This is a genomic window from Delftia sp. PX-1, from assembly GCF_055797465.1.
Genome location: NZ_CP184763.1, coordinates 2,005,487 through 2,032,158, shown reverse-complemented (window position 1 = coordinate 2,032,158; position 26,672 = coordinate 2,005,487). Strand labels below are relative to the sequence as shown.

Here is a 26,672-nt window from a genome sequence, read left to right as displayed (position 1 = left end):
ATTGGCCCCATTCCACCGAATCCATAGCAAAAAGCGGCAGATCCCAAGCCGCCGCACCAGGAGACATCCGCCATGAAAGCCGAGGACATCCGCCCCAGCCACCTGCGTCCCTACGACCCTCAGTACGACCCGCTGGTGGCCGCCAACCCGGGCCACGGCACGGGCTATGCGCCCACTTACTGGGTCGGCACGGCGGGACGCCCGCCAGACGATGACGGCCCGGTCACCGGCGACATGGACGTGGACGTGGCCATCGTCGGCTCGGGCTTCACGGGCCTGGCCACGGCGCTGTTCCTGGCGCGCGAGCACGGCATCCGCGCCGTGGTGCTGGACGCCAACCAGACCGCCTGGGGCTGCACCAGCCGCAATGGCGGCCAGGGCCAGAACGCCAGCGGGCGCCTGTACCGCTCGCAGTGGATCGCGCGCTGGGGCAAGGACGTGGCGCTCAAGCTCGACGCCGAGATCCGCGAGGGCTTCCAGACCTTCAAGGACCTGGTGGCCGAATTCCCCGAGTGCGAGCCCCAGCCCGGCGGCCACCTCTACATCGCCCACCGCGAAAAGAAACTCGACTTCCTGCGCAACGAGACCCAGATCATGCGCGAGGTCTTCGGCTACGACGCCCGCATGCTCAGCCCCGAGGAGCTGCGCCGCGACTATGTGAACGATGCCGACAGCCACGGCGCCATGCACGAGCCCGACGGCATCGGCGTGCACCCGCTCAAGCTGGCCTTCGGCTACCTGCGCAAGGCGCGGGAGCTGGGCGTCAAGGTGCACCCGGCCAGCCCGGTGCTGGGCGTCGAGACGCGCAACGGCGTGCACCACCTGCGCACGCCCGGCGGCACCGTGCGGGCGCGCGCCGTGGGCTTTGCCACGGGCGGCTACACCAGCAACGCCCTGCATGGCAGCCTGCGCTCCAAGATCATGCCCATCCTCTCGAACTCGCTGGTCACGCGGCCGCTGACCGAGCAGGAGCTGGAGGCCACGGGCTTCAAGACCACCCAGGTCATCACCGACACGCGCACGCTGCGCTTTTACTACCGCCGCCTGCCCGACAACCGCGTGCAGATCGGCAGCCGCAGCGCCGTCACGGGTGCCGATGCGCCCAACCCCATCCACATGGCCAAGCTGGTGGACGGACTGCACCGTAAGTTCCCGGCGCTCAAGGGCATCACCATCGACTACTCCTGGTGGGGCTGGGTCGATGTGAGCCACGACATGATGCCGCGCGTCTTCCAGCCCGACCCGGGCCAGAGCATCTTCTACGCCGTGGGCTATGGCGGCAACGGCGTCTCCTTCTCGGCCCACGCGGGCCGTCGCATGGCCGAGCGCATCGCGGGGCGCCAGAGCAAGACCTTCGAGCTGCCCATCTACAACTCGGAGCTGGAGTATCCGAACGTCTTCAACATGGTGCGCTCGCCCGCGTTTGCGCCGTTTCGCCGGTTGGGGCAGCGGTTCCTGTACCACTGGTACTACATGCGCGACGAAAAGCTCTGAACCCCAACCGTTTGCTGCTTGGGCCGGCCTCCTGCAGGGGGCCGGCCCTTTTTTTCAGCAGCGCCGGGGGCAGCCAGCTGCTACCGGTTCCGCATCCAGTCGGCCGTGTTCATGAAGCTGGCCTTGAGGCGCACGCGCAACTCCTCGGGCACGCCGGTCTCGCCCATGGCCTGGTCCATGCAGGCCACCCACTGGTCGCGTTCCAGGATGCCGATGGAAAACGGCATGTGGCGCATGCGCAGGCGCGGATGGCCGAAGCGTTCCTGGTAATGGTCAGGCCCGCCCAGCCAGCCGCACAGGAACCAGAACAGCTTCTGGCGCGCGTCGGCCAGGGTGCTGCCATGGGCGGCACGCAGTTCGGCATAGCCGGGCTCCAGGTCCATCAGATCGTAGAAACGGTCCACCAGGGCCTGCACCCTGGGCTCGCCGCCGATCCATTCATAGGGGGTCTGGGGCGCGTTGTTCTGGGATTCCTCGGACATGACTGGAAGCGGCTGGCGGCTGAGTGAAACCCGCGATTGTCAGGCATGTGCAATGTCCGTGCTTGCGTGCGTGCCGGCCCGCAAGAAGGCATACACGCCCAGCGCCGTCAGCACGGTGATGCCAGCCAGCACATCGAGCAAGGTGGAAAAGGCCTGGCCATACGCGGCCAGCACGGCCGATGCAGGCAGGCCGGGCAGCAGCGACAGCGCGCCGGCGAGATCACCCGTCACCAGCAACTGCGCGGCCGGGCCGGTGGCCGCCAGCGCCTGCGGCGCCAGTGGTGCAGCCAGTGCCGACAGCCGCCATGACAGCAGCGCCGCCAGGCCCGCGCCCACCAACGCCAGCGCAATGCCCTCGCCCGCCACGCGCACCGTGCTGAAGATGCCCGTGGCCATGCCCGCGCGCTCGCTGGGCACCACGCTCACGGCCAGGCCATCCATCAAACCCCAGGGCAGCCCGATGCCCAGGCCTATCAGCAGCAGCGGGGGCGCCATCTGCGCAAAGGCCGTGCCCGGCGCGCACCCGCCCAGCCACAGCAGGCCCGCCGCGCACACCAGCAACCCCGCCAGGCACAGCAGCGCGGCCGAGATCCAGCGTGTGAGCCAGCCCGCCAGCAACGGCACGAACAGCATGGGCAGGGACAGCACAAACATCAGCTGCCCCGCCTGCAGCGGCGCCATGCCCTCCACGCCGATGAAGCGCACCGGCAGCAGCACCAGCAGCACCACGAAGGCATAGGCCGGCGCGCCCGCCAGCAACTGCACGCCAACGAAACGCGGATAGCGAAACAGCGACAGGTCCAGCATGGGCTGCCCCGTGCGCTGCTGCACGCGCCGCTCCACGGCCACAAAGGCCGCCAGCGCCAGCGCGGCGCCGGCCAGCGGCAGCAGCGTTGCAGCGCTGGACCAGCCCGCCTCCGGCCCCTGCAGCACGCCCCAGGTCAGCAGCGCCAGGGCTGCGGTGAACAGCAGCGCACCGGCCCGGTCCAGCCGCTGCGCCTGCGGATTGCGCGACTCAGGCATGCAGCGCAGTCCCAGCACCAGCGCGGCCAGCGCCACGGCGGCCACGCAAAGCACCACGCCGCGCCAGCCCGCCACGCCCAGCAACCAGCCCGACAGCAACGGACCGAAGGCCAGGCCCACGCCGAACGACGTGCCCACGCCACTGAAGGCACGCATGCGTGCCGTCCCGTCGAACACCTGGGCCAGCGCCGCCGTGCCGCCCGCCAGCGCGGCCGCCGCGCCCAGGCCCTGCAGCGCACGCAGCAGGTTGAACACGACGATGGCCCCCTGCCCGCCCAGGCAGGCCTGGGCCAGCGCACTGGCCAGCACCACGCCCAGCCCGGTCAGGAAAACGCGCCGCCGCCCGTGCAGATCGGCCAGCGCGCCGGCCGCCATCAGCGTGGCGCCAAAGCTCAGCATGAAGGCATTCGTCACCCAGTTGAGCGCCAGCGGCCCGCCGCCCAGCGCCTCGCGCAGCGCAGACAGGGCCACGGCCGGCCCGGTAAAGCTCAGGGGCATCGCCAGCGCGGCAAGGCACACCGACAACAGCACCCAGACCGGGGATGCATGCGGTCGCGCTGTGCCGTGGAGCGCACCCGGTGCGCGGGAAGAAGTCAGGCAGGAGGACATGGTTGGCAAGGCTTTCGCAATTTCCCGGCCGCACATGGCCAGGCATGCATGAACGATAAAAGCGCTGCAATGCCGTGAAAATAGGCGCCAGACTCCCCACACTCCCAACCCCAGGTTGGCAATCGACATGGACAGCTTCAGCGGACTCGAATCCTTTGTGCGTGCAGCCGACCTGCTGAGCTTTGCCGAGGCCGGGCGCGCCCTGGGCATCTCGGCCTCGGCCGTCGGCAAGAACGTGGCGCGGCTGGAACAGCAACTGGGCCTGCGCCTGTTCCAGCGCACCACGCGCCAGGTGCGGCTCACACAGGAAGGCGCGCTGTTCCATGAGCGCTGCCGCCGCATCCTGGATGAACTGCACGATGCGCGCGCCACCATGCAGGCCGCCGCCGAGGCGCCGCGCGGACGGCTGCGCGTGAGCCTGCCCACCATCGGCTACCGCTTCCTGCTGCCTGTGCTGCCCGAGTTCCAGGCCCTGTACCCGGAGGTTGACCTGGACCTGGACTTCAACGATCACCTGGTGGACGTGGTCGAGGCCGGCCTGGACGTGGTCATCCGCAGCGGCGAACTGGCCGACTCGCGCCTGGTAGCGCGCCGGCTGGGGCCGTTCCGCTTCATCCTGGCCGGCTCGCCCGACTACCTGGCGGCACGGGGCATACCGCAATCCCCCGCCGAGCTGGCACAGCACAGCTGCCTGCGCTACCGCTTCCTGAGCAGCGGCAAGCTGGAGGAATGGGTGCTGCCCGGCATGCCGCCCCACCTGCCCGCCGCCCTGGTCTGCAACAACATGGAAGCCATGCTGGGCGCGGCCGTGGCGGGCATGGGGCTGGCCTATATGCCGGACTTCCTGGCGCGCGATGCACTGGGGCGTGGCGAACTGCAGCGGGTGCTGGCGGAGGACCTGACGCACACGGGGCAGTTTTCGGCGCTGTGGGCGTCGAGCCGGCAGTTGTCGCCCAAGGTGAGGGCGTTTGTGGATTTTGTGGGGGAGAGGTTGTTCAAGGAGGGCTGAGTTGTTTCTCTGCCCGCCGGAGTCGCCTTTTTTTGCCCCTGCCGGGTGGTTGTTTTTCGAGGCCGGGTCTCGGCCCGGCGGCCGACTGCCCTTTCTTGATTCGCCAAGAAAGGTCAGATCAAAGAAGGCGACCCGAATGTCCGCGACCCTCCGCTTCGCTGCGGGCAACCTGCGTCGTGGCGGTTGCGGGGTTCGCTGCGGAACTCGCTTTGCGCTTCGCGCGCCGCTCAGACAACCGCAGCGAGTCAGATCACGAAGCAGTCCTGTCCTTCGGCAGGACTGCAACCCCGCAACCGCCACGCCGCAGGCGCTGACATACGGGGAGTTGGTGCGGGCCTTCGCTTCGCTCGGCCATTTTTTGGGCGCGCTCGTCGTCCAAAGCCTCTATCATTTCGACCGGCCCCCTGTTCAGGGGCTGGTGCTTCAAAACACCTTTATAGAGCGGTACAGCCTCCCCGTCAGCGAGGCCTTGTCACGTCTGGATCATCGGACCGTGGGTACCTGCCCACGTCCCTGCGGTTACGGACGGGATGGGGCTACCCGCAAGGGCGTCCGCACGGCTCTGTACGTGTTTTGAACATCCCGTCCACCTTCTTCGCGCTTCAAAACGTGGAGCGGGTGGCTTCCATCTCACAGAGGAGAGCGAAACCATGCACGCCATATGTCCCATCCTGGTTACCGTCACCTGCAGGGCCAGGCCATGAAGCAGGAAACACGATCCACCAGCGCCAGAACCACGCAGCTGAACTTCTCCATCACCGAGGTGAACCGAATGGTCCAGATGGGCTGCAACGAGGTCTCCTCCATCTCCCAGCTCGCCCAGGCATGGCTGCTATCGCCCGAAGGCCTGCGCGACACGGACGTGGTGACCAACGCCTTGCGCACCATTCAGCACAGCGCCGAGCGGCTGGCCACCTACGTGGAAGACGAGATCTATCTCCTGCGCAACACCGCCAAGCCCTAGGCATGAAGCAGTAGCCTCAGCCCACGAAAAACAGCCGAGCGCAACAATGGCGCATCGGCTGTTTTGTATTTCCGGCAGTCGGCTGTTGGGTATTGGCTATTGGCTATTGGCTGTTCCCCAGCCTCCCCCCTTCTGCCCACGCCTGCGTTGGGCGGGATGCGGGGTGGCAGCCCTGCCGAAGGACAGGGCTGCTTCGTCATCTGACTCGCCGTGATGTTTGAGTGGAGCGCGCAGCGCGCAACGAGTTTCACGGCGCACCCCGCATCCCGCCCAACGCAGGTCGCCCGCAGCGAAGCGAAGGGTCGTGGACAGTTTGGGGTGTACGTGTCAAGGACATGGGTAACAACTCAGCTCACAGACATGGGTAACACTTCAAGCTCACATAGTCCTTCTGGGGTCCTCGCACATCCTCTTCGTTGAAGCAGCCCAGTCGCACCGGCCCCAGATACACATCCCACTGGCCAGCGGCCACCTCCTGCATCCCGATCCACTGCCCCGCCAGCAGGTAGCCTATGTAGACCCGCAGCGCTCGCCAGTAGATCAGGCCGTTGTGGCTGACTCGAACCCTTTCCCAATGCTTCGGGTACTGCAGCTCCGGTAGCTTTGAGGGGTATGGCCTGGTCGAGTCGCTGTAATGCTGGGCCGGCATGCTTTGCTGCAAGGCCTCATGCGGGCGCTGCTGGTTGTAGTGCTCCACAAAGGCATCGAGCTGCATCTGCAATGCCGCTTTGTCCGCCGCAGGCTCTTTGCCCAGGGCATGCTTGAGCGTGCGGTGCATCCGCTCGTGGCGACCGTTTTGCTGTGGCTTGCCCCTCTCGATGCGCTCCGGCCTGATGCCCAGCCTTATCCACCATATCGCCAGGCGTGACAGGCCCGCCACGCCAGTAGTCGCGAACGGCGGACCGTTGTCACTGCGTATGCGCTCGGGCAGTCCGTATTGCCGAAACACCTGTTCGAAGCTGCGTTTGGCATCCTCGTAGTTGGGGCTGTCGTAGACATGCACGGCCAGCAAATAGCGGCTGGCGTGGTCCATGATGGTCAATGGATAGCACCAGTGACCATCGGCTGTCTTGAACTGGCCTTTGTAGTCTGCACTCCACACCCCATTGGGCTGCTTGCTCGTTCGCAAGGGCTGGGCCGTAGGCACCGAGCGTCTGCGTACACGCCTGCTGCAAACAAGCCCCTCAGCCTTCAGCACGTTGTAGATGGTGGTTTTGCTGGGTGTCTCCTGTGGGCCCCAGCGCTGCAGGAGCAAAGCGTGCAGCTTCTTGGGCCCCATCTGTGACCTTTGCTGCGTGCGCAGCTCAATGATGGCCCGGCGCTGTGCATAGCTGATCGCCTGATTGTTCCCGTGGGGCCTGCGACTGCGTTCTTGCAATCCATCCATGCCCAGTTGGCGGTAACGCTCAACCCACTTGTAGGCCGTCTTGCGGCTGATGCCGTAGCGCCTGCACAGCTCGCTCAGCGGCACGCCACTGCGCAGATGGTCGGCTATGAAGAGCAGTTTCTCGTCCATGGGTGCGCACTCCTTCCAGGGCATGGTGATCGCTCCTTGGCTGCTGTTGGCTCCAGCTGCCAAGCTTGGATCTGTTACCCATGTCCTTGTACTGATGTGTCACCTATGAGTGTGAGTCGTACCGGTCGCCTTCTTTGACCTGACCTTTCTTGGCGAATCAAGAAAGGGCAGTCGGCTGCCGGGCCGAACCCCGGCCTCGAAAAACAACCACCCGGCAGGGACAAAAAACAGAACCCAAAGACCTACTCAGCCACCTGCCTCAACGTATCCATCACAGGCCTCCTCAACACCTCCCGCAACGCCCACCACCCCGCCATCCAGGCCAGCAAGGCCCCGGCAACAGCCCCCGCCAGCGGAGCCCACCAGGGCACGGTCCAGTTGAACTCGAACACCCAGCGCGCCAGGGCCCAGCCCACGGCACCGGCCGCGCAGCTGGCCAGGAAACCCGCCAGCAGGCCCACGCCAGCCAGCTCGGCGCGCTGCACCTGCGCCAGCAGCCGCGCCTGGGCACCGACGGCGCGCATGATGGCGTACTCGCGGGCGCGCTCCTCGCGCGTGGCGGTGACGGCGGCGAAGAGCACGACCAGGCCGGCGGCCAGGGTGAAGCCGAAGAGGAATTCCACCGCGCGTATCACCTGGTCCAGCACGCGCTGCACCTGGGCCAGCGTGGTGCTCAGGTCCACGTTGGTGATGTTGGGAAACTCGCGCACCAGGGCGTTGTCGAAGCCCGCCACGTCCGGCGCGCGGTAGGCGGCCAGGTAGCTGACGGCCACGTCGTCCAGGTGGTCCACGGGATAGATGACGAAGAAGTTGGCCCGCATCGATCCCCAGTCCACCTTGCGCAGGCTGGTGATGCGCGCCTCGCTGGGCACGCCGCCCACGTCGAAGCCCAGCGTGTCGCCGAGCTTGAGGCCCAGGGTCTCGGCAATGCCGTCCTCCACGCTGATCTCACCCTTGGCACCAGGCGTCCAGGTGCCCGCCGTGATCAGGTTGTGCGCGGGCGCCTGCGCCGTGGTGGAGAGGTTGAACTCCCGGTCCACCAGGCGCTTGGCGCGATCTTCGCTGAAGTCGTCGGGGCTGACCGGCTTGCCGTTGACGGTGACCAGACGCCCCCGGATCATGGGGAACCAGTCATAGGAGGTGACGCCAGCCTTGTCCAGCGCCGCGCGGAAACCTTCGGCCTGCTCGGGCTGCACGTTGATGACGAAGCGGTTGGGCGCATTGGCCGGCGTAGCCTGGCGCCAGCTGCCTATGAGGTCGGTGCGCAGCAGCACCAGCAGCATGAGCGCCAGCAGCCCCACGGCCAGGCTGCTGATCTGCACCACGGCATAGGCGGGGCGCGCGGCGATCTGGCGCGTGGCCAGAACCAGCCAGCGCGGCGCCGTGCTCTCGTGCACCAGGCGGCGCAGCACCTGCACGGCCAGCCAGCCCAGGGCCGCGAACAGCAGCACGGCCACGGCAAAGCCACCCACGGCGATCAGGCCCAGCTTGATGTCGCGGCTGGCCGCCAGCAGCAACGCCGCAAAACCGGCCACGCCCACGGCCAGCACCACCACCGAGGCAGGCTTGAGCGCGCCCAGGTCGCGGCGCATGACGCGCAGCGGCGGCACGCGCGCCAGCTGCAGCACGGGCGGCAGGCCAAAGGCCAGCAGCAGGGTCAGCCCCATGCCCACGCCGAAGGCGGCAGGCCACAGGCCCGGTGCGGGCAAGGCGGTTTCCACCAGCCCGGCCAGCAGCAGCACGAAGACATGGTGGATGGCCCAGCCCAGCAGCACGCCAGCGGCGCTGGAGGCCAGGCCGACCAGCACGAACTCCACCGTATAGGCCCCTGCAATGCGCCGCTGGCTCTGGCCGAGCACGCGCAGCATGGCAGAGGCGTCGAGGTGGCTGTTGGCAAAGCCGCGCGCAGCCAGGGCCACGGCCACGGCCGACAGCAGCGCCGCCAGCAGGGCGACCAGGCTCAGGAACTTCTCGGCGCGGTCCAGCGTCTGGCGCATCTCGGGGCGGCCGCTGTCCAGCGACTCCACGCGCACGCCATGCACGCCGGGCGCCTTGGCCTGCTGCTCGGCCCAGACGCGGTAGCGCTGCACGGCCGGCTCGGAGCCATCACCCGCGCCGGCCACGGCCAGGCGGTAGGTGATGCGGCTGGCCGGCTGCACCAGGCCTGTGGCGGCAAGGTCGGCGGAGGCGATCATCACGCGCGGCGCAAAGTTCATGAAGCCCGCGCCCCGGTCGGGCTCGATGGAGATGATGCGCGCCACGCGCAGTTGGGCGTCGCCCAGCAGCAGCATGTCCCCCACGCCTATGCCCAGCGACTCCAGCAGCGGCGCATCGACCCAGGCCTCGCCCCGCGCCGGTATCTCGCGCGTGGCCCGGTCGGCCGCGCCGGGGGCATCGGCCACGCGCAGGCTGCCGCGCAGCGGATAACCTTCGGGCACGCTCTTGAGCGCCACCAGGCGGCTCATGCCGCCTTGCGCGTCGCTGGCGCGCGCCATGGTAGGGAAGCTGGATGTCTCCAGGGCCTGCAGCCCTTCGGCGCGTGCGCGCTCGGCAAAGGCCGGCGCCGTGGGGTTGTCGCCGACCACGACCACGTCGCCGCCCAGCAGCTGGCGCGCATCGCGCTGCAGCCCCGCCTGCAGCCGGTCGGCAAAAAAGCCCACCGAACTGAGCGCGGCCACGGCCAGCATCACGGCGACGATCAACAGGCGCAACTCGCCCGCGCGCAGGTCGCGCCACAGGGTGCGCCAACCCAAGGTCCATGCAGAAGATCCATTCATGCCGCGCAGATTAGCGCAGGCGAAGATGGGCACCCGGGCGCCACGGCTATTGGCACGGCCGTTCAGGACTATTGGCGCGGCCGTTCAGAACATCAGCCGCAGGCCCAGGTCCAGCCCGAGCGCGCCGGCCGGCTGCATGCCGCCCGTGGTCAGGTAGCCGGGCTGGGGCAGGATGGCCGGGTTGCTGACCACCAGCGGCGTCACGCCCATCACGCCCGGGTTGTTGCGCCCGTTGCCCACGCTGATGCGTGACACCGTGGCGTACAGCGCCGTGCGTTTGGACAGCGGGTGCACATAGCCCAGGGCGAGCTTGTTCACCGAGGAATCGCCGTCGGCCAGGCCCTGGCCATTCCTGAACTGCACACGTGCATAGGAGGCGCGCAGCGCCCCCTGGCCCACGGGGATGTTCACGCCGGCCAGCACGCCCAGGTAGCGGTCGTTGATGGCGGCCAGCGTGCCGGCGTCGCGCCGCTCGTTGCGCACGCCGGACCATTCACCAAACAGCTTGACCGGGCCGAAGTCATAGGAGCCGCCCAGGTTCAGCGAGCGGATCTTTTCCGCGCCGGCGCCCGAGGTGCCCAGGGTGTTCTCGCCATAGCCCAGCGCCACATCGGCCGCCCCCATGGCCCAGCCGATACGGGCACCCGCGTAGCGCCCCCGCTTCGAGCTGTTCTCGGGGAAGGCGTACATGGCCTGCCCGTAGACGCCGCCCAGGCCCGGCGGCAGGAAGTAGCCGATGGAGTTGCCTGCGCGCAGATAGGTGTCCGTGCCCGCCGACAGCCCGCCGCCCAGCAGGCCGCCCGTGGCCAGCGCGCGGGCGATGGCCAGGTTGCTGTTGACCACGGCGATCAGGTTGGTGCCCACGCCGTTGACGGTGAAGGGGTCGAAGGCCCAGTCGTTCAGAAACGAAGGCGTGTGGTCGCGTCCCATGCGCAGCTCGCCCAGGCGCCCGGACAGGCTGATGGTGGCGCGCCGTCCGAAGTTGAGCGCGCCGCCGCCCGTGTCATTGGCCACCGGCGCCTCCAGCCACAGGCCGGCCATGAGGCCGCCGCCCAGGTCTTCGCTGGCGCGTATGCCGATGCGGCTGGCCAGGTTGCCCGAGGGCGACAGCGCCCAGGTGCTTTGCCGCGCCGAGCGCGCGGGGCCCGTGTCCCAGGATTCGCTGCGCACGCTGTAGCGGCTGATGCCGGCGTCCATCACGCCGAACAGCGTGACCGAGGTGGGCGACTGGGCGGCGGCCGCGCCTGTCAGACACAGCAGGCCCAGCGCGTGCAGGCCGCAGGGATGGGGGTGAAGTCGGGGCATGGAGGTCTCCTGTTCGTCGTGGGGCTGGCGCGGTCCTGCGCCACGAATCGACTCTAGGAAAGCCATCGCGCCGCTTCTTGGCAGTTCATGCCAACGGCTTTGCAATTCACGACATGCGCGGGTTGCCCTGGTCAGGGTTGCCATGGATTTGTCCCAACAAGGCAAATGCCTGTCCCCCAATGGCAAGTCCCGGGACAGCGGGCTTTCGATACTGGATGCCAGAACACGGAACAAGGAGACACGGATATGAGACTGCCCCACGCCATCGCCACGCTGCTCGCGGGCTGCGCCATCACCATCGCCATCGCCGGCACGGCCTGGAGCCGCCAGCCGCTCAGGCTCATCGTGCCCGCACCGCCGGGCGGCACCATGGACATCGTGGCGCGCGTCGTGGGCCAGCAGCTCGCGTCTGAAACAGGCCAGGCCGTGGTGATAGACAACCGCCCGGGCGCGGGCGGCCTGCTGGGCATGCAGACCCTGCTGCAGGCGCCCGCCGACGGGCAGACGCTGCTGGTGGGCGCAAGCAATCTGCTGGCCGAGATCCCCCATGTGATCAAGATGCCGTTCGATCCGCTCAAGGACCTGGTGCCCCTGGCCTCGCTGGCCCGCTCGGGCGTGGTGCTGGTGGCCGGGGCCAGCCAGCCCGCCCAGGACATGCAGGAGCTGCTCGCGCAGCTCAAGGCACGCAAAGGCCAGACCAGCTTTGCCAGCTACAGCCCCGGCACCGTGTCGCACTACGCCGGCCTGATCCTCAGCGACAAGGCGGGCCTGGACCTGCAGCACGTGGGCTACGCGGGCTCGCCGCCGGCCGTGCAGGCCCTGCTGGGCGGCCAGGTGGACGTCATGTTCGACGGCATGCTGACCTCGGTGCCCCTGATCAGGGCCGGCAAGCTGCGTGCCTACGCGTTCTCCGGCCCCCGGCGTTCGCGCCACCTGCCCCAGGTGCCGACCACCGCCGAACTCGGCTACCCCGAGCTGCAGTTTCGCGGCTGGGTGGGCCTGATCGCGCCCGCCCGCCTGCCCTCCGAAACCATGGAACGCCTGCGCGCCGCCATCGGGAAAGCGGCCAGCGCGCCGGCCGTGCAGCAAAAGCTCTCCGACGTGGGGCTGGAGCCCGAGGTGCTCACCGACACCGCCGCGCTGCAGCGCGAGACACGCCAGATGTCCGAGCGCAACGCCGGCATCGTGAAGAAATACCAGATCACCGCGAACTGACTTCCAGGGAAACACCGACCATGCAGATCCGACAGATCACCCCCGCCATCGGCGCCGAAATCTCCGGCGTCCATCTCGGCGATGCCGCACGCGACGCCGCACTGTTCGCGGACATCCGCGCCGCGCTGCTGACCCATCGCGTGCTGTTCTTCCGGGACCAGGACATCACGCGCGCCGAACATGTGGCCTTTGCCAGCCGCTTCGGCCCACTGGAGGACCATCCCGTGGCAGGCAGCGATCCCGAGCACCCTGGCCTGGTGCGCATCTACCGCAGCGACGATCCGCACAGCTACGAAAACACCTGGCACTGCGATGGCCTGTGGCGCCCCAACCCGGCCATGGGCGCGGTGCTGCGCTGCATAGAGTGCCCGCCGATCGGCGGCGACACCATCTGGGTCAACATGGTCAAGGCCTACGATGAGCTGCCCGAGAGCATCAAGCGCAGCATCGACGGCCTGCGCGCCAAGGCCGGCATAGAGCACACCTTCGGTGCCGTGATGGCGCCCGAGGCGCGCGCGGCTGGCCAGCGAGCACCCGCCCGTGGAGCATCCCGTGGTGCGCACCCACCCCGAGACCGGCGAGAAGCTGCTGTTCGTGGGCGCGGGCTTCAGCACCCACTTCGTCAACTACAGCACGCCCGAGAACGTGCGCCACGGCATAGACAAGGCGCCCGGCGCCGCGCTGCTGATGAACTACCTGATCAGCCGCGCCACGATTCCCGAATACCAGGTGCGCTGGTCCTGGAAGCCCGGCGACGTGGCCGTCTGGGACAACCGCAGCACCCAGCACTACGCGCTCAACGACTACTACCCGGCGCCCCGCCGCATGGAGCGCGCGGGCATCGTCGGCGACATCCCGCGCTGAGGCCCTGCACAGACTCTTTCCACACCTACCCCCCACCCCCACCCACCGGAGCGTCCCATGAATTTTCTCGATGGCCACCTGTTCCCCGAAAACCAGCAGCCCCTGATCATCACGGCGGCCCCCTATGCGCCGGGCTGGCTGCCCGGCGATTTCCCCGAAGACATTCCCGTGACCATGGACGAGCAGATCCAGAAGGCCGTGGACTGCTACAACGCCGGCGCCACCGTGCTGCACCTGCATGTGCGCGAGCTCGACGGCAAAGGCAGCAAGCGTTTGTCGAAGTTCAACGAGCTGATCGCCGGCGTGCGTGCGCGCGTGCCCGAGATGATCATCCAGGTGGGCGGATCGATCAGCTTTGCTCCCGAGACGGACGGCGCGGCCGCCAAGTGGCTGTCCGACGACACGCGCCACATGCTGGCCGAGCTGGAGCCCGTGCCCGACCAGGTCACGGTGACCGTCAATACCTCGCAGATGAACGTGACGGAGCAGGCCGAGGACGCGGACTTCAGGGGCACCTCGCGCGAGAATCCCGCCATCTTCGACGCCTACAAGGAGATGACCGTGCCCGCCCAGCCCGGCTGGGCCGAGGAGCACATCCGGCGCCTGTCCGCCGCCGGCATCCAGAGCGCCTTCCAGTGCTACAACATCAACAGCTTCGAGTCGGTGGAGCGGCTCATGCGCCGGGGCATCTACAAGGGCCCGCTGGTGATGAACTGGGTGGCGATCGGCGGCGGCATGGACGCGCCCAGCATCTACAGCCTGGCCCACTTCGTGCGCGCCGTGCCCGACGGCGCCGTGCTCACCGTGGAAAGCAATGTGCGCAACGTGCTGCCCGTGAACATGATGGGCATCGCCATGGGCCTGCACGTGCGCTGCGGCACCGAGGACTGCCTGTGGAACCAGTCGCGCAGCGCCAAGGCCAGCACGGTCTCCCAGATCGAACAGCTGGTGCGCATCGCGCGCGAGTTCGGCCGCCCCATCGCCACGGCGCAACAGGCGCGCGCCATCAGCAAGATTGGCGTGTTCTACGACACCGCCGAAGAGACATTGGCGGCCAACGGCTTCGCGCCCAACCGCAACGGCGGCAACCAGGGATTTCTGCGCAAGACCGCCTGACGCACTAGGCCTCGCCAACCCGTCCCTGCCCCCGCCTGCGCCAGTCCGAGACGCTGGCGCCGAAAGCGGCCCGGAACCAGTGGCAAAAGCCGCTGGGCGCGGCAAACCCCAGCAGGCCCGCCACCTCGCTCAGGGGCTGGCCACCGTCTTGCAGATGGCGCAGCACCAGTTCCCTGCGGAGGGTGTCGAGCAGTGCCGAGAAAGTCTGCCCCTCCGCAAGCAGGCGGCGGTGCAGCGTGCGGCGGTCCATTCCCAGGTGGCGCGCCACCTGCTGGGCCGTGCAGCGGCCGCCCGGCAGCAATGCAATGATCAGCTCCCTGCAGGCCGCCTGCATGCCTTCGCCCCGGCTGCGCAGCGCCTGCTCCAGATGGCTTCGCGCAAAGCGCGCAACGCCCGAGCCCTGCGCCTGGCCGCATTCGCGCAGCAGTTGCAGATCCGCCAGGCGGCAGACCATGCCGTTGAAAGGCTGGTCAAACAAAGGGGTCACGCCGAAGAAGGCACGGTGGGCCGACGCATCGGCCGGTGCACGGTGTACGAAGCTGACCTGCTGCGGGCGCCACTGGGCGCCGATCAGCTCGCGCAGCACGCGAAACATCACGCCCACCGCCAGCTCCATGGACTGGCGCATGGCCATGCCCGCGATGGGCACCAGGTCCTGGCGCACCAGCACCCCGGAGCCCGCGTCCTCGATGCGTACGAACATGCCTGCACTCAGCAGCTTGAGGTAGCGGCACAGCGTGTCCAGCGCCTGGCGCGGCGTGGGCTCTTGCTGCAGCACAAGGCTGATGGGGCCCAGGTGGGACAGGCTGCGCCGCGCCGCCAGGCGCAGCGCGAAATCCTGCGTTCCCGTGGTGCGCGCGGCCACCTCCAGCAGCTCGCGCACGGCATGGATGGGAATCAGCGTCTCCGGGTCGTCGAGCAGGCGCGCCGACATTCCCGCCGCGCGCACAAGGACGGCGGGATCATGGCCCAGGCTTTTCACCAGGTCGGCATAGCCATGCAGGCTGGCACTGCGGATAAGGCCGCAGGTGACGGGCCTGCGGCCTGCGGCCACGGTGCCGAAGGCATGGAGCGCAGGGGTCTGCATGGCAGGTCCATTTCAGGGAATCAGCACCGTCGCGCCCGTGGTGCGGCGCGACTCCAGCGCCTGGTGCGCCTGGGCCGCATCGGCCAGCGCAAAGCTTTGCTGGGGCTCGCTGGCGATGCGCCCGGCCAGCACATGGTCGAACAGCTCGCGCGCCATCTCCAGCATGTGGGCGCGCGGCTGGATGTAGTGCACCATCGCGGGCCGCGTCATCCAGATCGATCCCTTGGAGGCCAGCAGCTGGGAGTCCACCACCACCGAGCCCGACGAGGTGCCGTTGCTGATCAGCCGGCCGCGCGGCTGCAGGCAGTCCAGCGAATCCATGAGCGTGTCCTTGCCCACCGAGTCATAGACCACGGGCACGCCCTTGCCGCCCGTGATCTCCATCACGCGGTCCACGATGCGCTCGCGTGAGGTCACGATGACGTGAGCGCAGCCGTTGGCGCGCGCGGCGGCGGCCTTTTCGTCGGTGCTCACCGTGCCGATCATGGTCACGCCCAGGGCACGCGCCCACTGGCAGGCGATCAGCCCCACGCCTCCGGCCGCCGCGTGGTAGAGGATGGTTTCGCCCCCCTGCAGCGGATGGACCTGGCGGAACAGGTACTGCGCCGTCATGCCCTTCATCATCAGCGTGGCCGCAGTGCGGTCGCTGATGCCGTCGGGCAGCGGGATCAGCACATCGGCCGGCATCACGCGCACATCGCTGTAGGCGCCCTGCGGGCCCATCAGGTAGCCCACGCGGTCGCCGGGCCGCACTTCGGTCACGCCCTCCCCCACGGCCTCGACCACGCCCACGGCGTCCGAGCCCAGGCCGTTGGGCAGGGCCAGCGGATAGCGGCCCGTGCGGAAATAGATGTCGATGAAGTTGACGGCGATGAAGCTGTGGCGCACGCGCGCCTGGCCGGGTCCCGGCGCGCCGGCCTCGGCATGCTCCAGCCTGAGCACCTCGGGGCCGCCGGTGGTATGAAAGCGTATGGCCTTTGCCATGGAGTCTCCTTGTGTAGCGCCTGGGTGGGGCGCCCTGCATCAGTTGAGCCGGATGTCGAAGTTCCGGACGATCTCGGCATTGCGCTCGAACTCGGCGCGCAGGTCGGTGGACATCTGCTCCAGCGAGCGATCGCCTTCGACGGGCTCGAAGCCCGTGCCCGCATAGCGTTCGCGCACGGCCTTGCGGGCGTTGACCCGGGCCAGCGCGCCGTGGATCTTCTCCAGCAGCGGGCGCGGCGTCTGCGCCGAGGCGAACACGCCGCTCCAGTTGCTGAAATCCACCTCGGGGTAGCCCAGCTCGGCCAGCGTGGGCACCTGCGGGTAGTCAGGCAGCCGGCTCTTGTAGGCCACGGCCAGCAGCCTGACCTTGCCGCCCGCGATCAGCGGCTTGGAGGTGACCGATCCGTCGAACATCAGCGGGATCTGGTTGCCCATGACCTGGGCCAGCGCGGGCGCCGAGCCCGGGAAGGCCACATGCTCCATGTCCAGGTGGGCCCTTCTGTTGAGGATGGCGCCCGCGTACTGCGAGGCCGTGCCCTGGCTGTACGAGGCGAACGACAGCGTGCCCGGGTGGGCCTTCACGTAGGCGATGGCCTCGGCCCCGTCGCGCGCGGGAAACTGCGGCGAGGCGATGAACAGCATCACCGAGCGCGCCATCTGCGCCACGGGCCGCACGTCCTTCATGGGGTCGAAGCCGACCTTGAGCACATGGGGCACCTCGGTGAGGATGTTGGTCACCGTCACCAGCAGCGTGCTGCCGTCGGCCGGCTGGGACAGCATGTGCTTGACGGCGATGGCGCCACCGGCGCCGGGCCGGTTCTCGACGATGACGGGCTGGCGTACCTCCTGCGCCAGTTGGTCGCTGATGATGCGCGCGAACACGTCGATGGTGCCGCCGGGCGGCGCCGGCACGATGAGCCGGACCGGCTTGTCGCCGAAGGCGTGGGCGCCACCGGCCAGCAGCGAGGCGGCCAGGGCGATGGCAGTCCAGGGGGGCATGCGTTGCATCATGGGCTCCCGGTTCAGGCGGCCTTGCGCAGAAATCCCTGCTGGGCGCCGTTGCGGTTGGGTGCGAAGCCATTGGCCGCCAGCGTCTCGTCCACGGTGCCGTAGAACTGGCCGATCCGGCAGATCTCCCGCGCCTGCTGCGCCGTGGCGATGGGGCGGCCGAACTCGCCTGCGATGCGCACCAGCTGCTCGATCTGCGCCACCGTGCCCATCTTGGCCGTGCGGCGCTGGTTCCAGAGGTTGTCCTCGGTACCGCAGCGCACATGCAGCCCCATGGCGATGCCCATCATGTTCACGGGCAGCACGTTGAGCACCGAGCTTTCCACGGTGAGCACGGCGCCATCGGGCACGGCGCGCACGAAGTTGGCCAGGCTGTAGATGCTGGGCGCGTCCATGCCGCCGCCGATCGCCACCCAGTTCATCACCAGCGGGCCCTTGTAGATGCCGCGGCGCATGAGCCGCTCCACCGACTCGAAGCTGTTGATGTTGTAGCACTGGAAGGCGCTCTGGATGCCGGCGGCCGACAGGCGCCGGATGTGCTCCTCGGCCCAGCCGGGCTGGGCGGGCACGGTCATCTCCCTGTAGGCATTGAAGACGGCCGGGTCCTCCATGGAGGTGCCGCGTATGTCGCGCGCATCGAACTGCTCCAGGAAATTCATCTGCGAGGTATTGATGGTCACCGTGACCTGGTCGGGCACAGGCTCCAACTCGGCCAGCATGTGGCGCGTGTCGTCGGACAGCCACTTGGCGGCCGCGCCGTCCGTCTCGGGAGCAAAGCTGATCGATCCGCCCACCTGGATGATCATCTCGGGCACGCGCGCACGCACGCCGGCGATCAGCTCGTTGAACTTCGACAAACGCTTGCTGCCTTTGCCGTCCAGCTCGCGCACATGCAGGTGCAGCACGGTGGCGCCGGCGTTGTAGCAGTCCACGGCCTTCTGGATCTGCTCGTCCATGGTCACGGCGATCTCGCCGGGAAAGTCCGAGGGCAGCCACGAGGGCGCATAGGGCGCGGCCGTGATGATCAGGGGCTGCTGGTTTTCGGGGAACAGGTGGCCGTCGAGAAAGTTCATGGCATGTCTCCTTGTGTCGTGATCGTGGTTCAGAAGGTCGGCGTGCCGACGATGCCCGCGCGCTCCATCTTCCGGTGGCTGGGCGGGTAGTCCATGGCCGCGTAGTGCTGGGTGGCGCGGTTGTCCCAGATCGCCACGCTGCCCGCCCGCCAGCGCCAGCGCACCTGGTACTCGGGGATGGCAGCCTGGCCGATCAGGTACTGCAGCAGGCCGGAGGCGCCCTGCGTGAAGTCCTGGCCCACGCGCACATTGGCGGGCGTATGGAAATTGGTGAAATGCGTGGTGAAGCCGTTCACGAACAGCACCTTCTCGCCGGTCTCGGGATGGGTGCGGACCACGGGATGCTCGGCATCGGGGTACTGGGCCTTGAGCGCCAGCCGCCTTTCGATGGGCATGGCCGCACCGAACGTGCATTCGATGCTGTGGCGCGCGCGCAGCGGCGCGATCAGCGCCTTGACGGCGTCCGGCAGGCGTTCGTAGGCCAGCGCCATGTTGGCCCACAGGGTGTCGCCGCCCACGGGCGGGCATTCCACGCAGTGCAGCACGCAGCCCATGGGCGGCGCCTCGCGCCAGGTGGCGTCGCAGTGCCAGGAATTCTCGTAGCGGTCGTTGGGCTGCTCGGGCGTCCTGTAGATGCGCACCAGGCCCGGATGCTCGGGGTCGCTGCCGGCCACCGGATGGTCCTCCAGCTCGCCGAAGCGCCGCGCAAAGGCCACGTGCTCGGCGCGCGCCAGGCCCTGGTCGCGCAGGAACAGCACCTTGTGGCGCAGCAGCGCCGCCCGGATCTCCGAGAAAAGCGCGTCGTCGCGCACCGCGTCGGCCAGCCGCACGCCGAGCAATTCGGCGCCGATGGCGCATGTCATGGGCTCTATGCGCATGCCTGTCTCCTGTCATTGTTGTGAAGGCCCGTGGCGGCACGGTCCGCCCGGCGTGGGGCCGGTCTCTGCAATGTAGGAAAACCCGGTTCCGCGGACTATGCAAGCCATGCCATCCTCTTTGCATTTCGTGCCACCAGGCCACGGACTGACAGGAGGGCAAGCATGGTCACCATGGTGCGCGCGGCGGCCTTGACCCATTTTTCGGACGTCATGCGCGAACTGGGCGGCGACCCCGACAAGGCACTGCGCCAGGCCGGCCTGCGGCCCGCGCTGCTGCGCGAGCAGGACCAGCTGATCGACGTGGCCATCGTCGCGCGCCTGCTGGAAGACGCGGCCCAGTCCACGGGCTGCGAGTCCCTGGGCCTGCGCATGGCCCGGCACCGCCAGCTGTCGAGCTTCGGCGCCGTGAGCCTGCTGCTGCAGCACCAGCCCACGCTGCGCCATGCGCTGGACACGCTGGTCGCGCACATGCACCTGGTCAACGAATCGCTGCTGATCCACCTGGAGGATGCAGGGGGCATCGTCATCCTGCGCGAGGACTTCGTCCTGCACGGCGCCATGCGCCAGTCCGTGGAACTGGCCATGGGCGTGCTGTGGCGCATGTGCGAGGCATTGCTGCGCGAGCGCTGGCGGCCGCAGGGCGTCAGCTTCAGCCACGCGCCACCGGCCGACCTGTCCGAGCACCGCCGCATGTTCCGCTGCCGCATCACGTTCGGCGCCGAGTTCAACGGCATCGCCTGCCGCGCCGCCGACCTGGACGAGCCCAACCCGCTGGCCGACCCCGCGCTGGCGCGCTATGCGCTGCGGCTGGTGGAGGCCATGCCGGCCCACCGTGCCGCCTCCGTGGGCCATCAGGCGCGCCGGGTCATCTACCTGCTGCTGCCCTCGGGCAACGCCACCTGCGCGGGCGTGGCGCAGGGCATGGGGCGCAGCCTGCGCACGCTGCAGCGTGAACTGGACCGCGAGGGCCTGAGCTTCAGCGAGCTGCTGACCGAAGTGCGCCACGAACTGGCCCTGCGCTACCTGGACCACCCCCACTACAGCGTGGGCCAGGTCGCCGCCATGCTCGGCTATGCCAGCCACAGCGCCTTCACGCGCTGGTTCGCTGCGCAATTCGGTTGCGCGCCCGAGGCCTGGCGCAGCCGCGCGCAGGGACTGCCTCGCGCCTGACGCACCCAGCGTTCCTGGCGCACCTGGCGGACCTGGCGCACTTGATCGCACTTGACGCACCACCACGGCGCACCCCGCCCCTGCGCGGTGCGGCGGGCGCATTGCGGTGCACGCTGTCTGCGCACCAGACAGCGTGCACCACGGGCAGGCACCGCGCCGCGGTGTTGGCACGGCACTTGCATTGGCAGCCCTGACCCGCTGGCCCTGGCCTGCGGCCCGCAAAACACTGGATGCGCAACGCAGGACGCCAGATGAACATCGTTGTGATCGGCCACGGCATGGTGGGCCACAAATTTCTCGAGCAGCTGCATGCCCTGGGCGTGGCAGATGCGAACGTCACTGTGCTGTGCGAGGAGCCGCGCGCCGCCTACGACCGTGTTCACCTGTCGGAATTCTTCTCCGGCAAGAGCGCCGAGGACCTGAGCCTGGTGGCGCCCGGCTTCTTCGAGGCCAGCGGCTTCACGCTGCGCCTGGCGGCCAGGGCGGCAGCCGTGGAGCGGCGCGAGCGCACCGTGACCACGGCCGATGGCGAAGTCATCCCCTACGACAGGCTGGTGCTGGCCACGGGCTCGGCGCCCTTCGTGCCGCCCGTGCCGGGGCGCGACCGGCCGCACTGCTTTGTCTACCGCACCATCGAGGACCTGGAGGCCATGCAGGCCTCGGCCGCGAAATCACGCGTCGGCGTGGTGGTGGGCGGCGGCCTGCTGGGCCTGGAATGCGCCAAGGCCCTGCGCGACCTGGGCCTGGAGACCCATGTGGTCGAGTTCGCCCCGCGCCTGATGGCCGTGCAGGTGGACGACGGCGGCGGCCGCGTGCTGCGCAGCAAGATCGAGGACCTGGGCGTGCAGGTGCACACGGGCCGCAATACGCTGGAGATCACCGACGGCGCCACGGCACGCCACCGCATGGTGTTTGCCGACGGCACGCACCTGGAGACCGACATGATCGTCTTCTCCGCCGGCATACGCCCGCGCGACGAGATCGCGCGCCAGTGCGCCCTGGCCATAGGCCCGCGCGGCGGCGTGGCCGTGGACGACCATTGCCGCACCAGCGACCGCAGCGTCTACGCCATTGGCGAATGCGCCTCCTGGCGCGAGCAGACCTTCGGCCTGGTGGCACCCGGCTACGACATGGCGCGCGTGGCGGCACGCCACATTGCGGGCGAGGCCGAGGCCGCCTTCGGCGGGGCCGATCTCAGCACCAAGCTCAAGCTCATGGGCGTGGATGTGGCCAGCATCGGCGACGCCCAGGGCAAGACGCCGCGCAGCCGCAACTACCAGTTCATCGACGAGCGCAAGCAGGTCTACAAGAAGATCGTGGTCAGCGAGGACGGCCGCCAGCTGCTGGGCGCCGTGCTGGTGGGCAATGCCGATGAGTACGGCACGCTGCTGCAGATGACGCTCAACAGCATCGCCCTGCCCGAGGAGCCCGAGTTCCTCATCCTGCCCTCCAGCGACGGCAAGGCCAGGCCCGGCCTGGGCGTGGACGCCCTGCCCGACACGGCGCAGATCTGCTCGTGCAACAACGTCACCAAGGCGCAGATCTGCGCGGCCGTGGGCGAAGGCGCCTGCACCATGGCCGAGCTCAAGTCCTGCACCCAGGCCGGCGCCACATGCGGCGGCTGCGTGCCCCTGGCCACCCAGGTCATGAAGGCCGAGATGGCCCGGCGCGGCATGGCCGTCAACAACCATGTCTGCGAGCATTTCCCGCACTCGCGCCAGGAGCTGTACCACCTGGTGCGCGTGGGCGGTATCAAGACCTTCGACGAGCTGCTGCACCGACACGGCAAGGGCCTGGGCTGCGATGTCTGCAAGCCGCTGGCCGCCAGCATCCTGGCCTCGTGCTGGAACGAGTTCGTGCTGCAGCCGCAGCTGGCCAGCCTGCAGGACAGCAACGACTACTACCTGGGCAATATCCAGAAGGACGGCAGCTACTCCGTGGTGCCGCGCATGCCCGGCGGCGAGGTCACGCCGGACGGCCTGATCGCCGTCGGCCAGGTGGCCAAGAAATACGGCCTGTACACCAAGCTCACGGGCGGTGCCCGCGTGGACCTGTTCGGCGCGCGCGTGGAGCAGCTGCCGCTGATCTGGGAGGAGCTGATCGCGGCCGGCTTCGAGTCCGGCCATGCCTACGGCAAGTCGCTGCGCACCGTCAAAAGCTGCGTGGGCTCCACCTGGTGCCGCTACGGCGTGGACGACAGCGTGGGCCTGGCCGTGCAGCTGGAAAACCGCTACAAGGGCCTGCGCGCGCCGCACAAGATCAAGTTCGGCGTCTCGGGCTGCACGCGCGAATGCGCCGAGGCCCAGGGCAAGGACGTGGGCGTGATCGCCACCGACAAGGGCTGGAACCTCTACGTCTGCGGCAACGGCGGCATGAAGCCGCGCCATGCCGAGCTGATCGCCTCCGACCTGTCCAAGGACAGGCTGCTGCAGCTCATCGACCGCTTCCTGATGTTCTACGTGCGCACGGCCGACCGCCTGCAGCGCACCAGCACCTGGCGCGAAAACCTGGAAGGCGGCCTGGACTACCTCAAGGACGTGGTGGTCAACGACAGCCTGGGCCTGGGCGCCGAACTCGAGGCCCAGATGCAGCATGTGGTGGACACCTACCAGTGCGAGTGGAAGACCGCCGTCACCACGCCCGAAGTGCGCCAGCGCTTTCGCAGCTTCATCAACAGCGACCAGCCCGACGAGCACATCGTCTTCGTGCAGGAGCGCGGCCAGATCCGCCCGGCGCGCGCCGAGGAGCGCAGCGAGGCCACGGCCTGACACCCCCTAGAGACCCGCGACAAGGACCCGCCATGGCACATGCCTCCCAAGAACACTGGCTGCCCGTTTGCGCCACCCAGGACATCGTCCCCGACACGGGCGTCTGCGCCCTCGTCCAGGGCCGCCATGTGGCGGTCTTTCGCATCGGCGACGACCGCTTCTACGCCATAGACAACGTGGACCCGCGCTGCGGCGCCAGCGTGCTCGCGCGCGGCCTGGTCGGCAGCCTGGGCGAGCGCGTCGTCGTCGCCTCGCCTATCTACAAGCACCACTTCGACCTGTCCACCGGCGAATGCCTGGAAGCGCCCGAGCACTCCGTGCGCGTGCATGCGGTGCGCAATGAGAACGGGCAGTTGATGGTGGCGCTGCACTGAGATTCGTGCGGAGCACAGCCGCGCAGGAAGGTCCTGCGTGCCTAGCTTCCCACACCATCCCTGCGCCGTTGCCACGCTGCAAGACCGGCCACGCCGCCCATCAGCGCCAGCAGCGCAGGCCACCCCAGCAGCGGCACCGCCACCGGGCCGGGCTGCGGGGGAATGTAGGGTTGCATGCTCCAACTGCCTTGGGCAGGCGAAAAAGTGAATCCTGTACCACCAGCAAGCACCTGCCTGCACACATTGCCATTCAACAAGACGCATGTGGTGTCCGAATGGTCACCAGCGATGTCCCCCGAGCCTGAGGCGATATTGAAAACGTCCACCGGCTGGCCTGGGACATGGGGCGCAGCAGGTGAAACCATCGCCAGGTTCCAGGCAGTGATATTGCCGCTGCCATCGGTAGAAACCTTGAAGCGCGGCGGATCACCGATCGAAATACCAGCCAGGATCTGTGCATTGGCCTGCGTATAGGTATTCACGCCGTCGCTGAACGACCAACTGCTGATCGGGTAGGACGTTCCCGGGCCGATGACGATGTCCGTCTGGCTGGCCGGCAGGGACGCAGGCAGGACCATTGAGCCGCTGATGCCCATGGCGGTGGTGTAAGGCGCATGGGCGTTGTTGTAGTTGACGCCCGCATAGGTGTACTGGGTATCTGCCCATGCAGATCCAAGGCCTGAGAAGGAAAGGCATACGCTGGCAACTAAAGGCCTTATTCTCATCAATCTTTCCTTCAGTGGCTGAATGAAGATAAAAACAGAATCAATGAAGCAACTATTCCAATCCATTGCCTCGAGAAGTCACGTCAAAAATATATCCTGGAAATTTCAGGGATCTCAATTGATTTAATCAATAGAAAGCCACGGCCAATTAATGACTGGCGAGCGTTTATGTCTGGAGCATGTCGTCCACTTTTGCGTGCCCGAGACGTTCGGGGGTGCCGAGCCGGGAAAGCGGCCGCCCATGTTTGATGCCTCGCCTGCGCCGTGATCGAAGCATCCGCACTGGAATGCGAGATGGCGCTGCACTGGGTTCGTCAGCTGCCCATGGCGCGGACCCCTGACAACCGGCCCGACGGTACCCGGGACTGCGGGCTCAGGCGTAAAAGGACAGCAACGCCAGGCACACGATGACCACGATGGCCGCCGTGATGACCATCACCCTGAAGCCGCCGTCGCTGCTGCGCAGCAACCGCAACTCCAGCAGGGCCGCACCCACCCGGGCCATCCAGAAACAAAGCAGTTCCACCATGGGCGCAGCATAAGCGGCCCGGCAGATCAGGTGCGGGGCGTGGAAAATGCCGGCGAGCGCCTGGGCATCGCAGGCCATCCAGATGTCGTGAAGCCCGTTACCCACAGGGAGATTTATGGAACAGATTCGGGAACAGTCAGCTGGCAGCAGGCCAGCCACCAAGAGGAAAAGAATCCTCATGGTCTGCACAGGGAGCATGCCCCTACATTCCCACTATCCACAGAATAATTTATTTTCAAATCAACAACTTGCTGGAATGTGACAACAGGATTTTCCCCCTGTGGATAGTGGAAATATCGGGAAATAAAATCAATCACTTAGCAATCAGTTAGGGAACACGTTGCGGCAATATCCAGCCGTAGTCGTGATGCGATCAGAAACGACAAAAGCCCCTCGGCGCCATCACGGCTGCCGAGGGGCTTTTTGCATTTGGGCTCAGGCGGCCGGTCCCGGATCTGGATGCCCAATTGGGCGCAGCCCGGCATCGATGGCCGCGCACGCCAGGGCCAGCCAGCGCGGCAACTGGCCCTCGCGCTTGAGGTACTCGGCGAACGTAGTGCGGCCCATCCCGAGCGCTTCCGCCGCCGTGTTGTAGGTGTAGCCGTGGCGGGCCTGCCAGGCGCGAAGGTCGCTCGCTGTCATCACAGGACCTCGCGGATGTACTCGGCCGGGATCTCGCCGCGGACCATGGGATGGTCAAATTCCAGGCGATCTCGCTCAACCTCGATGAGGTCCTCAGCCATGGCTTCTGCGTTGATCTCGTAAATCTTCCCGCCGTGCTGCTCTACGTGCTCACGGGCGTCATCGAGGCTGTCATAGCAGTGCACGTAGTGAGCGTGATACTGGGCCAGCTCGCCAGCTTCGGGCCAGCGTGTTGCGTACATCTCGTACGCTTCGTCGCCGTGCAGAGCGTACAGGGAGAGGATGGCTCCTTGGTGTTCTTGCGGTGCAACGTGGTAGATCATTCTGGCCCCTGGTTGTGGCGCTCAACGTGTCGCCATGGGTGCTAATTTAGTACGGAATCCGTACTGCGTCAACACCTTTTTTTCAGCGCGCAACCTTGGGCCACGCATCCCGCATCAGCGCGGCGTCAGCGGTGCCGTGCAGACCAGCAGCGCGGCCAGCAGCCGCACCTCGTAGCTCTCGCGGCGGTCGATCTCGGCCAGGGCGGCGCGCAGCAGCTCGAAGGGGTCGGCATCGTCGGCCAGGGCTTCCGTGGGCATGGCAGGCCTGTCCGGCACAGGCTCGCGGCACTCCACGGGCACGGGCACCTTGACGGTCTGGACCTCGACACGCGGCGTGGTGCCGCAGCCAGCCAGGGCCAGCGCGCCCAACAGTATGGCGACACGCATCATGGCTTGGCCCTCCCCTTGAGCCAGTCTGCGCCCAGGGCCTGCAGGCTCGCGCAGTTGTCGCCGGCGGCGGGCTGACGGGACAGCGTGTAGTCGGCGCGGGCGTTGAGCGACAGGGCTTGGCCGGCGGCAGCAGCACGGGCCGGCGCGGCATCTGCAGCACGCTGCGCGGCCACCGCGCCCAGGGCATCGGTGGCATCGCTACAGCTCTGTGCCGCCCGGCGGGCGCCGTCGCGCTGCTGCTGCATGCCCGCCAGCTCGGCGCGAGCCGTAGTTGTATCGTCGCGGGCGGACAGCCAGGCCCAGCCCAGCAGCAGGTTGCCGGCGGCGAGTGCAGTCACAATGGCTTG

Annotated in this window: 24 protein-coding genes and 1 pseudogene; 9 read left to right on the top strand and 16 right to left on the bottom strand. The window is 67.9% G+C overall.

What is annotated here, in order from left to right:
• Nucleotides 1-72 precede the first annotated feature (72 nt).
• The gene (locus ACN20X_RS09430) at nt 73-1,494 is read left to right on the top strand and encodes an NAD(P)/FAD-dependent oxidoreductase (protein WP_016454802.1); all 1,422 of its coding nucleotides are present in this window, start codon (nt 73-75) and stop codon (nt 1,492-1,494) included.
• Between the two features lie 80 nt (nt 1,495-1,574).
• Here the strand turns inward: ACN20X_RS09430 and ACN20X_RS09425 are convergent, their stop codons facing one another.
• On the bottom strand, nt 1,575-1,976 hold the full coding sequence (locus tag ACN20X_RS09425; protein WP_016450756.1) for a group II truncated hemoglobin: 402 nt from the start codon (nt 1,974-1,976) through the stop codon (nt 1,575-1,577).
• Nucleotides 1,977-2,015: 39 nt separating this feature from the next.
• Entirely contained in the window at nt 2,016-3,530 is a 1,515-nt protein-coding gene (locus ACN20X_RS09420) for an MFS transporter (RefSeq protein ID WP_080649893.1), read from the bottom strand.
• 205 nt (nt 3,531-3,735) lie between these two features.
• Here ACN20X_RS09420 and ACN20X_RS09415 point away from each other — a divergent pair, with 205 nt between their 5' ends.
• Both ACN20X_RS09415 and ACN20X_RS09410 read left to right on the top strand, forming a co-directional pair.
• Nucleotides 3,736-4,617: a LysR family transcriptional regulator gene (locus ACN20X_RS09415; protein ID WP_016454804.1), complete on the top strand. Its 882-nt coding sequence runs from the start codon at nt 3,736-3,738 to the stop codon at nt 4,615-4,617.
• A 661-nt stretch (nt 4,618-5,278) separates the two neighbouring features.
• Nucleotides 5,279-5,581 carry a hypothetical protein gene (locus tag ACN20X_RS09410; protein WP_232357016.1) on the top strand — a complete coding sequence of 101 codons (303 nt, stop codon included), beginning with the start codon at nt 5,279-5,281 and terminating at the stop codon, nt 5,579-5,581.
• Between the two features lie 352 nt (nt 5,582-5,933).
• Here the strand turns inward: ACN20X_RS09410 and ACN20X_RS09405 are convergent, their stop codons facing one another.
• The 3 genes from ACN20X_RS09405 to ACN20X_RS09395 form a co-directional block, all read right to left on the bottom strand.
• A complete protein-coding gene (locus ACN20X_RS09405; RefSeq protein WP_473210533.1) occupies nt 5,934-7,121 on the bottom strand; it encodes an IS481 family transposase in 1,188 nt (395 codons plus the stop codon).
• A 218-nt stretch (nt 7,122-7,339) separates the two neighbouring features.
• Nucleotides 7,340-9,874, bottom strand: coding sequence for an ABC transporter permease (locus ACN20X_RS09400; RefSeq protein ID WP_016454805.1), 2,535 nt, complete (start codon nt 9,872-9,874; stop codon nt 7,340-7,342).
• 84 nt (nt 9,875-9,958) lie between these two features.
• Nucleotides 9,959-11,179, bottom strand: a complete 1,221-nt coding sequence (locus tag ACN20X_RS09395) for a porin (protein ID WP_016454806.1) — start codon at nt 11,177-11,179, stop codon at nt 9,959-9,961.
• Nucleotides 11,180-11,425: 246 nt separating this feature from the next.
• On the opposite strand from ACN20X_RS09395, the gene ACN20X_RS09390 reads away from it, so the two are divergent.
• From ACN20X_RS09390 to ACN20X_RS09380, 3 genes and pseudogenes are all read left to right on the top strand, one after another.
• A complete protein-coding gene (locus tag ACN20X_RS09390; RefSeq protein ID WP_016454807.1) occupies nt 11,426-12,394 on the top strand; it encodes a Bug family tripartite tricarboxylate transporter substrate binding protein in 969 nt (322 codons plus the stop codon).
• Between the two features lie 20 nt (nt 12,395-12,414).
• Nucleotides 12,415-13,258, top strand: a pseudogene (locus ACN20X_RS09385) (TauD/TfdA dioxygenase family protein).
• A 57-nt stretch (nt 13,259-13,315) separates the two neighbouring features.
• Nucleotides 13,316-14,374, top strand: coding sequence for a beta-keto acid cleavage family enzyme (locus ACN20X_RS09380; RefSeq protein ID WP_126312797.1), 1,059 nt, complete (start codon nt 13,316-13,318; stop codon nt 14,372-14,374).
• A 4-nt stretch (nt 14,375-14,378) separates the two neighbouring features.
• Here ACN20X_RS09380 and ACN20X_RS09375 read toward each other — a convergent pair whose 3' ends face one another.
• From ACN20X_RS09375 to ACN20X_RS09355, 5 genes are read right to left on the bottom strand one after another with little or no spacing between them, the layout of a single operon-like run.
• The gene (locus tag ACN20X_RS09375; protein ID WP_016454821.1) at nt 14,379-15,461 is read right to left on the bottom strand and encodes an AraC family transcriptional regulator; all 1,083 of its coding nucleotides are present in this window, start codon (nt 15,459-15,461) and stop codon (nt 14,379-14,381) included.
• A gap of 12 nt (nt 15,462-15,473) precedes the next feature.
• The gene (locus tag ACN20X_RS09370; protein ID WP_016454820.1) at nt 15,474-16,445 is read right to left on the bottom strand and encodes a quinone oxidoreductase family protein; all 972 of its coding nucleotides are present in this window, start codon (nt 16,443-16,445) and stop codon (nt 15,474-15,476) included.
• 39 nt (nt 16,446-16,484) lie between these two features.
• Nucleotides 16,485-17,453 carry a Bug family tripartite tricarboxylate transporter substrate binding protein gene (locus tag ACN20X_RS09365; RefSeq protein ID WP_016454819.1) on the bottom strand — a complete coding sequence of 323 codons (969 nt, stop codon included), beginning with the start codon at nt 17,451-17,453 and terminating at the stop codon, nt 16,485-16,487.
• A 14-nt stretch (nt 17,454-17,467) separates the two neighbouring features.
• Entirely contained in the window at nt 17,468-18,526 is a 1,059-nt protein-coding gene (locus ACN20X_RS09360; RefSeq protein WP_012203932.1) for a beta-keto acid cleavage family enzyme, read from the bottom strand.
• A 29-nt stretch (nt 18,527-18,555) separates the two neighbouring features.
• Nucleotides 18,556-19,404 (bottom strand): TauD/TfdA dioxygenase family protein, encoded by an 849-nt coding sequence (locus tag ACN20X_RS09355; RefSeq protein ID WP_016454322.1) that lies wholly within the window; start codon nt 19,402-19,404, stop codon nt 18,556-18,558.
• 162 nt (nt 19,405-19,566) lie between these two features.
• On the opposite strand from ACN20X_RS09355, the gene ACN20X_RS09350 reads away from it, so the two are divergent.
• The 3 genes from ACN20X_RS09350 to nirD all read left to right on the top strand — a co-directional run bounded on the left by ACN20X_RS09350 (nt 19,567) and on the right by nirD (nt 23,716).
• Entirely contained in the window at nt 19,567-20,574 is a 1,008-nt protein-coding gene (locus ACN20X_RS09350; protein ID WP_016454321.1) for an AraC family transcriptional regulator, read from the top strand.
• A gap of 251 nt (nt 20,575-20,825) precedes the next feature.
• On the top strand, nt 20,826-23,342 hold the full coding sequence (gene nirB / locus ACN20X_RS09345; protein ID WP_026063040.1) for a nitrite reductase large subunit NirB: 2,517 nt from the start codon (nt 20,826-20,828) through the stop codon (nt 23,340-23,342).
• A gap of 32 nt (nt 23,343-23,374) precedes the next feature.
• Entirely contained in the window at nt 23,375-23,716 is a 342-nt protein-coding gene (gene nirD, locus ACN20X_RS09340) for a nitrite reductase small subunit NirD (protein WP_016454319.1), read from the top strand.
• Nucleotides 23,717-23,757: 41 nt separating this feature from the next.
• On the opposite strand, the gene ACN20X_RS09335 is transcribed toward nirD, so the two are convergent.
• The 6 genes from ACN20X_RS09335 to ACN20X_RS09310 form a co-directional block, all read right to left on the bottom strand.
• Complete coding sequence (locus ACN20X_RS09335; protein WP_223275174.1) at nt 23,758-24,507, bottom strand: hypothetical protein; 750 nt, start codon at nt 24,505-24,507, stop codon at nt 23,758-23,760.
• A 307-nt stretch (nt 24,508-24,814) separates the two neighbouring features.
• The gene (locus ACN20X_RS09330; RefSeq protein ID WP_017407940.1) at nt 24,815-25,048 is read right to left on the bottom strand and encodes a hypothetical protein; all 234 of its coding nucleotides are present in this window, start codon (nt 25,046-25,048) and stop codon (nt 24,815-24,817) included.
• 357 nt (nt 25,049-25,405) lie between these two features.
• Nucleotides 25,406-25,612: a hypothetical protein gene (locus tag ACN20X_RS09325; protein ID WP_473210532.1), complete on the bottom strand. Its 207-nt coding sequence runs from the start codon at nt 25,610-25,612 to the stop codon at nt 25,406-25,408.
• Complete coding sequence (locus ACN20X_RS09320; RefSeq protein ID WP_473210531.1) at nt 25,612-25,935, bottom strand: hypothetical protein; 324 nt, start codon at nt 25,933-25,935, stop codon at nt 25,612-25,614. Before ACN20X_RS09320 ends, ACN20X_RS09325 begins: the two co-directional genes overlap by 1 nt.
• A gap of 114 nt (nt 25,936-26,049) precedes the next feature.
• Nucleotides 26,050-26,325 carry a hypothetical protein gene (locus tag ACN20X_RS09315; protein WP_473210530.1) on the bottom strand — a complete coding sequence of 92 codons (276 nt, stop codon included), beginning with the start codon at nt 26,323-26,325 and terminating at the stop codon, nt 26,050-26,052.
• Nucleotides 26,322-26,663: a hypothetical protein gene (locus tag ACN20X_RS09310; protein WP_407080947.1), complete on the bottom strand. Its 342-nt coding sequence runs from the start codon at nt 26,661-26,663 to the stop codon at nt 26,322-26,324. Before ACN20X_RS09310 ends, ACN20X_RS09315 begins: the two co-directional genes overlap by 4 nt.
• Nucleotides 26,664-26,672: the final 9 nt, after the last annotated feature.

Bases quoted from the DNA above. Each gene is read 5' to 3' on its own strand.
- ACN20X_RS09430 (WP_016454802.1), top strand. From the start codon at position 73: ATGAAAGCCGAGGACATCCGCCCCAGCCACCTGCGTCCCTACGACCCT.
- ACN20X_RS09425 (WP_016450756.1), bottom strand. From the start codon at position 1,976: ATGTCCGAGGAATCCCAGAACAACGCGCCCCAGACCCCCTATGAATGG.
- ACN20X_RS09415 (WP_016454804.1), top strand. From the start codon at position 3,736: ATGGACAGCTTCAGCGGACTCGAATCCTTTGTGCGTGCAGCCGACCTG.
- ACN20X_RS09410 (WP_232357016.1), top strand. From the start codon at position 5,279: ATGTCCCATCCTGGTTACCGTCACCTGCAGGGCCAGGCCATGAAGCAG.
- ACN20X_RS09405 (WP_473210533.1), bottom strand. From the start codon at position 7,121: ATGCCCTGGAAGGAGTGCGCACCCATGGACGAGAAACTGCTCTTCATA.
- ACN20X_RS09400 (WP_016454805.1), bottom strand. From the start codon at position 9,874: ATGAATGGATCTTCTGCATGGACCTTGGGTTGGCGCACCCTGTGGCGC.
- ACN20X_RS09395 (WP_016454806.1), bottom strand. From the start codon at position 11,179: ATGCCCCGACTTCACCCCCATCCCTGCGGCCTGCACGCGCTGGGCCTG.
- ACN20X_RS09390 (WP_016454807.1), top strand. From the start codon at position 11,426: ATGAGACTGCCCCACGCCATCGCCACGCTGCTCGCGGGCTGCGCCATC.
- ACN20X_RS09380 (WP_126312797.1), top strand. From the start codon at position 13,316: ATGAATTTTCTCGATGGCCACCTGTTCCCCGAAAACCAGCAGCCCCTG.
- ACN20X_RS09375 (WP_016454821.1), bottom strand. From the start codon at position 15,461: ATGCAGACCCCTGCGCTCCATGCCTTCGGCACCGTGGCCGCAGGCCGC.
- ACN20X_RS09370 (WP_016454820.1), bottom strand. From the start codon at position 16,445: ATGGCAAAGGCCATACGCTTTCATACCACCGGCGGCCCCGAGGTGCTC.
- ACN20X_RS09365 (WP_016454819.1), bottom strand. From the start codon at position 17,453: ATGCAACGCATGCCCCCCTGGACTGCCATCGCCCTGGCCGCCTCGCTG.
- ACN20X_RS09360 (WP_012203932.1), bottom strand. From the start codon at position 18,526: ATGAACTTTCTCGACGGCCACCTGTTCCCCGAAAACCAGCAGCCCCTG.
- ACN20X_RS09355 (WP_016454322.1), bottom strand. From the start codon at position 19,404: ATGCGCATAGAGCCCATGACATGCGCCATCGGCGCCGAATTGCTCGGC.
- ACN20X_RS09350 (WP_016454321.1), top strand. From the start codon at position 19,567: ATGGTCACCATGGTGCGCGCGGCGGCCTTGACCCATTTTTCGGACGTC.
- nirB (WP_026063040.1), top strand. From the start codon at position 20,826: ATGAACATCGTTGTGATCGGCCACGGCATGGTGGGCCACAAATTTCTC.
- nirD (WP_016454319.1), top strand. From the start codon at position 23,375: ATGGCACATGCCTCCCAAGAACACTGGCTGCCCGTTTGCGCCACCCAG.
- ACN20X_RS09335 (WP_223275174.1), bottom strand. From the start codon at position 24,507: ATGGATTGGAATAGTTGCTTCATTGATTCTGTTTTTATCTTCATTCAG.
- ACN20X_RS09330 (WP_017407940.1), bottom strand. From the start codon at position 25,048: ATGGCCTGCGATGCCCAGGCGCTCGCCGGCATTTTCCACGCCCCGCAC.
- ACN20X_RS09325 (WP_473210532.1), bottom strand. From the start codon at position 25,612: ATGACAGCGAGCGACCTTCGCGCCTGGCAGGCCCGCCACGGCTACACC.
- ACN20X_RS09320 (WP_473210531.1), bottom strand. From the start codon at position 25,935: ATGATCTACCACGTTGCACCGCAAGAACACCAAGGAGCCATCCTCTCC.
- ACN20X_RS09315 (WP_473210530.1), bottom strand. From the start codon at position 26,325: ATGATGCGTGTCGCCATACTGTTGGGCGCGCTGGCCCTGGCTGGCTGC.